Raw genomic sequence first — 7829 nt, forward strand, 5'->3', positions numbered from 1 at the left:
CCCCCACCAACAACCAGCATCAACCGCCACGGAAAGGAAAGTCGCATGAAAACCAGCCACATCCGCAAACACATGCCGCGCAACCCGCACCAGTTGCTCGACGCCATCATCGGTAACAACGGCCTGAAGAACGACGCCGCCCTGTGCCGCATCCTGCAGGTGGCGCCGCCGCGCATCAGCAAGATCCGCCACGGCAAGCTCGGCGTCAGCGCCGACATCATCCTGCGCCTGCACGAGCACTTCCAGATCCCCATCGCCGACCTCAGGGACATGATGGAACGGCAAGCCTGAGCGGCGGCGGCGCAGCGGCGCCGGCGCGCCTGGGGCGAACTTGACGCAGATCAAATATTTTTCGCGCCATGCTTGCTATCCTGAATCTTATAGTTCCATGAAAGGTGCGTGATGATCCGACAGCCAGCCCCGTCCGCGCCGCGCGCCTCCCCGCCGGAGCGGCCATGTTCCACCTGAGCGCCCGCCGCGCCTTGGCGCTGGCGCGGGCCGCGCTGCTGCCGCCGGTCGACCTGCCGCCCCAGGCCGAGCGCGCCATGCGGGCCCAGCACGACATACAGGCCGAAAGACTGTTACCGCTGCTGACGCCGCTGTTCGGCCTCGTCGTGCTGCTGTTCTCGCTGTGGGACTGGCAGCTCGACCCGCAGCGCGCCGGCACCGCCCTACTGGTGCGCGTCGCCGCCGTGCTGCTGGCCGGCGCCGGCTATTGGCCCAACCGGCTCGGCTGGGGCGTGACCACGCGCTGCACCGTCATCTATTTCTGCCACGCCGGCGCCATCATCGTCTGCGCCTGGCTGCTGCGTCCCGGCCTGCCCTACGCCATGGGCGCGATCGCCGCCAGCCTGTTCTCCATGTCCGTCGTCACGCTGCGCCTGCGCAGCTTCCTCGCCATCGTTGCCGCGCCGTCCCTGCTGTTCGTGCTGCTGGCGGCGCAGCAGCTGGCTTGGCAGGACTTCGCCGCCTGCCTGGTGCAGTATCTGTTCGCGCTGCTGCTGGCGGCCAGCGTGATGCTGCTGTTCCGCCGCTTCCACCAGCGCGCCTTCCTGCTCGAACAGCAACTGCTGCACATGTCGCACCACGACAGCCTGACCGGCGCCTGCAACCGCCTCTACCTCGAGCAGGTGGCCGAGCGCGAACTGGCGCTGGCGCAGCGCCACGGCCGCAGCCTGGCCGTGGCCATGCTCGACATCGACCACTTCAAGCTGGTCAACGACAACTACGGCCACGACACCGGCGACCGCGTGCTGCAGGAGCTGGTGCGCTGCTGCCAGGGCGCGCTGCGCGAGATCGACCACTTCGGCCGCCTCGGCGGCGAGGAGTTCGTCTGCGTGCTGCCCGAGACCGACCAGGCCGAGGCGCTGCTGTGCGCCGAGCGCCTGCGCGCCAGCCTGGCCACGCTGCGCATGGCCACGCCGCAGGGGCCGCTGCGCTTCACCGTCAGCATCGGCGTGGCCGTGTACGGCCCCGAGCACCCCGACTGGCCGGCCCTGCTCAAGGCGGCCGACGAGGCGATGTACCGCGCCAAGAACGACGGCCGCAACTGCGTGCGCCTGGCCGGCGAGCCGCCCAAACAAGCCGCCGCCACGCCACCCGCCGCCGGCGCCGGCGCGGTCCTCCAATCCACCTAGCCCCCCCCGGGAGCCCACATGAGCTACAAGACCATCCTCGTCCACCTCGACCAGTCGGCACACAACGCCGAGCGCAGCCGCATCGCCGCCGACCTGGCGCAGCAGCACCAGGCCCACCTGGTGGGCGCCGCGCCGACCGGCCTGTCGCGCTTCGCCTACCCGCACAACCCGGCGGCGGCGCCGGCCGCGCCGGCGCTGGCCGGCCACCTGGCCTTCCTGCGCCAGCGCGCCGAGGCGGCGCTGGCCGGCTTCGACGCCATGGCGGCCCGGCGCGGCATCGCCTCCTGCGAGCGGCGCCTGGTCGACGACGAGACCGAGGCCGGCCTGGTGCTGCAGGCGCGCTACAGCGACCTGCTGGTGCTCAGCCAGACCGACCCGGACGAGGCCTCGCCCAACCTGATCGCCGCGCTGCCCGAGTACGCCGTGCTGCACTGCGCCCGGCCGGTGCTGGTCCTGCCCTACGCCGGCCGCTTCGAACGGGTCGGCGAACAGGCGCTGGTGGCCTGGGACGGCAGCATGGAGGCGACCCGCGCCATCACCGGCGCGCTGCCGCTGCTGCGCCGCGCGCGCAAGGTGACGCTGGCGGTGTTCAACCCGCCGGCGGCCTACAGCGTGCACGGCGAACAGCCCGGCGCCGACATCGCGCTGTACCTGGCGCGCCACGGCGTGCCGGTCGAGGTGGCGCAGCAGGCCACCGAGCTCGACATCGGCAACGCCCTGCTGTCGCTGGCGGCCGATCTGGGCAGCGACCTGCTCGTCATGGGCGCCTACGGCCACAGCCGCCTGCGCGAGGTGGTGCTGGGCGGCGCCACCCGCACCGTGCTGGCGACCATGACGGTGCCGGTGCTGATGGCGCACTAGGCAACAGAGTTAGATAATCGGTTCGCACCATCAGGCAGGAACGAGGAGGCAAAATGGCCAACGATTGGCAAGATGCGGCGCGCGACGAGATGTTTGAACAGATCAGTCGCGAACTTTACCCAGAACACAAACAACAGGCGATAGAGGAATTTGCAGCTGAGCGGCTAAGATCGTTCTACCTAGCACATCCCACTGTGATGCTGCCTGCCATGGGCATGCTGAAGGAAGGACGAGAGCTTCTTGAGTTACGTCGTTTCACGGCATCGGTCGTATTCTCAGCTGGCAGCTACGAGCTAATGTTGAAGGCGACGCTACTACGCCCAGTCGTTCATGGGCTCGTCCACAACGAGGGGTTGGCTCAAGTCCTCGTTGATCACATGCTAGGAACTCAGACTGCCATCGGACGATACAAGGAGTTGTTGTCAAAGCTCTTTCTAAGTATCGCTGGCGTACAGTTAGCTACCGTCAGTCGGGCCGGTGTGAAAGCAAATATTCTGGCCGAGGTAATTGCGAATCAGACGCTTCGAAATCGTATTTTGCATGGCGGCGGAACATGCACGAGGCCACATGCGGAGGAAGCTAGGGAAGTCGGACTAGCCGTCTTCCAGCTGATCCTGAGTCCGGTGCTAGTTGGGCTAGGTTTGGGACTCGATCCCACTGGACGAATTGTTCTCGCCACAGCAGGCATAGCTGATCTCCAAATATAGGACATTTTTTCGGCATTCGGGGCCGTCACCGGTCCGCATCCCTACCTTGCTTAAGCGACCACAAGAAACCTTCGTTTGTTGTACCCCGGTTGACACGGCCCAATCCCTCGCTGCGGGGACTGGGCGCTCAAGTCGAGGCCATCATCGCCAGCAAGCTCAGAATCGGGGAAGCAGCCGCCGCCCTTGTAGCGGGAGCGCACCACACTCGGGACCGGCGGGCCTTCGCAGAACGGGCATGGGAGCAGTTTCATAATTTCCTAATCTCGTTCGTCGCGGTCGGGCCGCTGATTTTCGGGCACCATGAACCAGCCCATTTGCCGACGGATCTCGTCGCGCTCGGGCGGCGGGTCGTCGGAGCGCGTGCGCTCGTCGATGTAGTCGCGGACCAGTTGCTTGGTGGGGATCGTAGGCTGGGGCATGGCGGCCCCGTGAAGTGGCGCCGGAATAGGAAAAGCCCGCGATCCTTGCGGGGCGGGCTTCGATTTTTTGCTCCAGCGCTATCTGCGGGGTGAGCTACACGCAAGCGAAAGCATCAACTGATTGGTGCTATCCTCGAATCACTGCTAGCGGTGAGGCTCGAAGCCTGGGCGGTTTCAAATACCAAGCGCAACACTGGACGCAGTCAATCATCAAGAGGATCAGGAGCCTGAGGCTGAGCTGGGCTTGGTGCTGCTGGAGAGTTGGAAATCTGTGGTTGAGCTGGCGACGATGGAGCTTGCGGAACAGCATACTTCTGCGCTACAGGGGAAATCGACAGCAGATGTTTGTATGTATTCCATGCCTCATCGCGTACATCTTGCGGCGCATTTTTTGGTAGCCTACGAATCTCTTCAAGGACAACCTCGATCGAGCGCTGATGCATTTCCAACTTGGACTCAAGCTTAAACCGACTCGGGCCGCGAAATGCAATAACACCAAGTACAATGCCAAGCCCCGTTAAGATAGGTGCTAGGCCTAAAAAAGTCGCGGTGGTATAAAAAGGTATCGTGTAGGCTGCACCAGCACCTACAAAACCACCGAGCATACCAAAAAGAGTACTTGAATTGCTAGCCGATGCCGCACGAGATTGAGCACTAAGATGGTTAAATAATTTCTTAGATTCTTGCAGAGTCTGCCCAAGTCGCTTCGAAGCTGTGGCTGGATCACGTGGCATGATTACCCCATGTCGACGTGGGATATTCAGACTTTCGCTGATACGTTTCATCAACTACAAACTCAGCCTCGCGGAGTTCGCTCTCCAATGCACGTTTTGCAATTTTTGCATTTTCGGCGTAGTTCACCAATCGAAAGCGAGCCATAGCTAACGCAACCACACCGAAAGTTATGACAATCAGTAATGGAAAAACAGAATCTCGAACTCCATCCCCATAAAATATAGGAGATAGAAAGAGCACCGTTGCGACTAGAAGCAACATACTTAGAGCAGCACATGCCAGCCGAACCGAGCGTCCCTGCTGTTCAAGTGTTCGGATTAGCATCTCAAATTCAGTAACGAGGGGCCTGGCTTCTGAAATAGAAGTTGTAAGATCGTCCCATGCCCCCTCCTCAGTCAACACTTGCATATAGCAACTCCTTCAAAGAAATTATAGTCCGTTCATAGGCAAACGGTTTTGAAACCATCAAACGGCGGTTTCAAGAACCAACCACAACACTGGGTTAATGAACAGCGATGTTCGGATTACTTAATCGGGTCATATGGGCAGTATAAACGGCCAGTGGCGATTGGAAGCCAAATCGGGCGCGCGGGCGCTGGTTGAGTTCAAGAGCAATGGCATCGAGTTCGTCCTGGGAGTAGATCGACAGGTCCGATCCCTTGGGCATGTACTGGCGCAGCAAGCCGTTAGTGTTCTCATTGGAACCACGCTGCCAAGGGCTGTGCGGATCGGCGAAGTAGATCTGCACGCCGGTGCGTTCGGTGAGCGTTTTATGGCCGTGCATCTCGCGCCCCTGATCGTAGGTCATGGTCTTGCGCATGGCGGCCGGTTCGCGGTTGAGTACGACGGCGAAGCTATCGACGACGGCCTTGGTCGTGGCGTTGTCCATCTTGGCCAGCACCACAAAACCGGTCGAGCGTTCGACCAGCGTGCCGACCGATGAGCGGTTGCCGGCACCCTTGATCAGGTCGCCCTCCCAGTGGCCCGGAATAAGGCGGTCCTCGACCTCGGGCGGCCTGATATGGATGCTCTGCATGTCCTGAATTTGATTGCGACGATCCGCGCCCTGGCTGCGCGGTTTGCGTACCTGATTATGATGGCGCAGGCAGGCAATCAGTTCGCGCTTCAGTTCGCCGCGCGGATGCAGGTAGATGGCGTTGTAGATGGTCTCGTGCGAGACGGTCTCGTTGGAATCGTTGGGCCACATGGCTTTGAGCGTGCCGGCAATCTGCTGGGGCGACCAGCGTAAGTTGAGGAGATGGCGCACAACAATGAACATCATGCTGTGAACATGTAGCTTGGGCACCTTGCGCGGCTTGACGCGCTGCGCCAGCGCCTTCATCTGGGCTTGGTTCGCATCATACACGCCGGCCGCGTCGGCGCGCTTGAGCTCGCGGCTGATCGTGCTCGCCGAACGGCAAAGGCGTTTAGCAATGGAACGGATGCTGCACTGGTCGTCGCGCATGAGCATGACGACCGCACGGTCTTGTGGGGTCAGATGAATATAGTTTCTCGGCATGGCAGCACCTTACAGCAAGTAGGTGTTGCACTTGGTTCTTGAGAACGCCCTGCATTACGACACGCGGTGAGTGTGTGGCTTCGACGTTAACGTATGTATCTAGAGAAGTCAACAATATCTGCAATATTCTAGCAGTGACAATTGGATAGAAAATGCAACGTTTACTGATTTACAATTAAGTTCCCTACAACTCTTTGGGACGTAAATGAAAAGTTTGAAATTTTTAGCTATCGCCCTGGTTGCGATCGGGGGCATATCGGACGCCCTGGCGGGCACCATCTGGATACAAACCATGCCTGGAGGATCGCGATTACTGCCGGGCGATATAATCCGGTCTGGGAATGCCAAGTATGAACTGGCGCTACAACCCGACGGCTGGCTGGCAAATTGGAGAGCTGGTCAATATTCATTCTGGAATGCCGGCGCTATTGGCACCTCGGCGCTAATGCAATACGATGCGAACTTTGTTCTGTATCGTGGTGCCGAGCAAGCCCAAAATGCTGTTTGGACGATTAATAAAGGGGTCAAGCCACTCGATGCCTGGCAACTGGACTTGCTTTGGAACGGCGGTTTGCAAGCTTTTCTTAAGCCGACTCGTGAAGTCGCTTGGCAACAAGTAGGCGATCCAAACTATACAGATGGCACAGGAACAGGTTCTTGCCCCGGGGGTCAACAAGTCAACCTCTACCCGGCCTGTGTGAATGCCGGTACGCCTTTCCAATACACGATTCCAATCCCAGCTTGCTCTCCTGGCGAGGCCGCTGCACTGGCACGCGCATCTGGTTTCACTCCAGGGGCTTGCCGCTAAGTCGACGTGTATAGATGGCGCCTTCGAGGTTGGAGACGCCACATTATTATACTGGAAACATTAAGACCATGAAAAATTTCTATTCAGCCGCCGCCGCAGTCGCAGCGCTCACTTTGTTCTCATATTACGTTTGGTCAGGCCGTACGAGCGATATCGACCGCGCCTCCAACCATGCTGGCGTCGCGGTCTCAATCCCAAATGCGCAGATCGCGCTCGCCGCTCCTAAACAAATGACACAAGCCAATTTGCTGTCGCCGTTCGGCACAGGCTCTCCCCCACCGCCAAGATCAATGGAACAGCGTATTAAGTCGAGGCAGGCCCGGATGGAGCAAAGCCACTACATGACACCGCCGGAGTACTTCAAGATGTCACTACGTGAACTCAACGAGCGCGCCAGCAAAAACGATGTATACGCACTGTTGCAACTTGGTGAGCAATACTGGAAAGAAAGTGATGAGTTGGTAGACGACCCAGCCTACGATCGCTCTGCGACACCTAGTCAGCACGCCACGAAATTTATGATCGAAGCGGTGGCGCAAGGGCATTCGCATGCCGCCACAGTGGTTTCTGCCATATATGAGGATCAAGGACAGAAATTAGAGGCGTATGCGTGGACCTTGGTTTCCCAATCCGTCATGGATCGTTCATTTGATGAAAAAGCAGCAACCTATGAGCAAAAATTCACCAAGGAACAAAGGGACGCGGCAGAAGTCATAGCAGCCAAGGAGCAGGCTAAAATATACAAGGCTATGTTTGCGCGTTTCAAACACACCTGAGAGCAGGATCACACATCCCCACCTGATTATGTTCGTTCGTCAGAACTTTGCCACTCCAGTTGAGTCAAACCTATCAGGATGGCAGAGCCACTGAAGGGGGTGATGATGACGATCAACGGGATTCAGTTTCAGAAGGGACTGTCGCTGCCTGCGTTCTTGCGCGATTACGGTACCGAGGAGCAATGCGAGGCGGCGTTCATCAAGGCGCGGTGGCCACAGGGATTCATCTGCCCTTGCTGCGGCCATGGCGCCGCTTACGAATTCAAGCGGCGGGAACTGCGCTACTGGCAGTGCGGCGCCTGTCGGCATCAAACCAGCCTGCGTGCCGGAACGGTGATGGAACATGGCCGCTTGCCGTTGACGAAGT

General features: G+C 59.7%; 11 protein-coding genes. 7 read left to right on the plus strand and 4 right to left on the minus strand.

Translation table 11 applies throughout. From position 1 onward, the window contains the following. Window positions 1-45: 45 nt before the first annotated feature. From BM252_RS24360 to BM252_RS30455, 4 genes are all read left to right on the plus strand, one after another. Window positions 46-291: a helix-turn-helix domain-containing protein gene (locus tag BM252_RS24360; RefSeq protein WP_093390267.1), complete on the plus strand. Its 246-nt coding sequence runs from the start codon at window positions 46-48 to the stop codon at window positions 289-291. Between the two features lie 164 nt (window positions 292-455). After that, entirely contained in the window at window positions 456-1637 is a 1182-nt protein-coding gene (locus BM252_RS24365) for a GGDEF domain-containing protein (RefSeq protein ID WP_093390268.1), read from the plus strand. Window positions 1638-1655: 18 nt separating this feature from the next. Then, the gene (locus tag BM252_RS24370; RefSeq protein ID WP_093390269.1) at window positions 1656-2498 is read left to right on the plus strand and encodes a universal stress protein; all 843 of its coding nucleotides are present in this window, start codon (window positions 1656-1658) and stop codon (window positions 2496-2498) included. A 53-nt stretch (window positions 2499-2551) separates the two neighbouring features. Beyond that, window positions 2552-3205 (plus strand): hypothetical protein, encoded by a 654-nt coding sequence (locus tag BM252_RS30455; RefSeq protein ID WP_139236729.1) that lies wholly within the window; start codon window positions 2552-2554, stop codon window positions 3203-3205. Between the two features lie 257 nt (window positions 3206-3462). Here BM252_RS30455 and BM252_RS31215 read toward each other — a convergent pair whose 3' ends face one another. From BM252_RS31215 to BM252_RS24375, 4 genes are all read right to left on the minus strand, one after another. After that, window positions 3463-3624, minus strand: a complete 162-nt coding sequence (locus tag BM252_RS31215) for a hypothetical protein (protein WP_174900663.1) — start codon at window positions 3622-3624, stop codon at window positions 3463-3465. A gap of 203 nt (window positions 3625-3827) precedes the next feature. Then, the gene (locus BM252_RS30460) at window positions 3828-4358 is read right to left on the minus strand and encodes a hypothetical protein (RefSeq protein WP_139236730.1); all 531 of its coding nucleotides are present in this window, start codon (window positions 4356-4358) and stop codon (window positions 3828-3830) included. Continuing rightward, window positions 4348-4767 carry a hypothetical protein gene (locus BM252_RS30465; protein WP_139236731.1) on the minus strand — a complete coding sequence of 140 codons (420 nt, stop codon included), beginning with the start codon at window positions 4765-4767 and terminating at the stop codon, window positions 4348-4350. Before BM252_RS30465 ends, BM252_RS30460 begins: the two co-directional genes overlap by 11 nt. Before the next feature lie 94 nt (window positions 4768-4861). Beyond that, on the minus strand, window positions 4862-5878 hold the full coding sequence (locus BM252_RS24375) for an IS30 family transposase (RefSeq protein WP_093390270.1): 1017 nt from the start codon (window positions 5876-5878) through the stop codon (window positions 4862-4864). 205 nt (window positions 5879-6083) lie between these two features. On the opposite strand from BM252_RS24375, the gene BM252_RS30470 reads away from it, so the two are divergent. The 3 genes from BM252_RS30470 to BM252_RS24385 all read left to right on the plus strand — a co-directional run. Beyond that, complete coding sequence (locus BM252_RS30470) at window positions 6084-6686, plus strand: hypothetical protein (RefSeq protein WP_139236732.1); 603 nt, start codon at window positions 6084-6086, stop codon at window positions 6684-6686. Window positions 6687-6754: 68 nt separating this feature from the next. Further along, window positions 6755-7462, plus strand: a complete 708-nt coding sequence (locus tag BM252_RS24380) for a hypothetical protein (protein WP_139236733.1) — start codon at window positions 6755-6757, stop codon at window positions 7460-7462. A 102-nt stretch (window positions 7463-7564) separates the two neighbouring features. Next, window positions 7565-7829: transposase (locus tag BM252_RS24385; RefSeq protein WP_174900664.1), on the plus strand; the 265-nt coding region annotated here is incomplete at its 3' end.

It is taken from the genome of Rugamonas rubra (assembly GCF_900114705.1).
In the GTDB taxonomy this organism is placed as follows: Bacteria; Pseudomonadota; Gammaproteobacteria; order Burkholderiales; family Burkholderiaceae_D; genus Rugamonas; species Rugamonas rubra.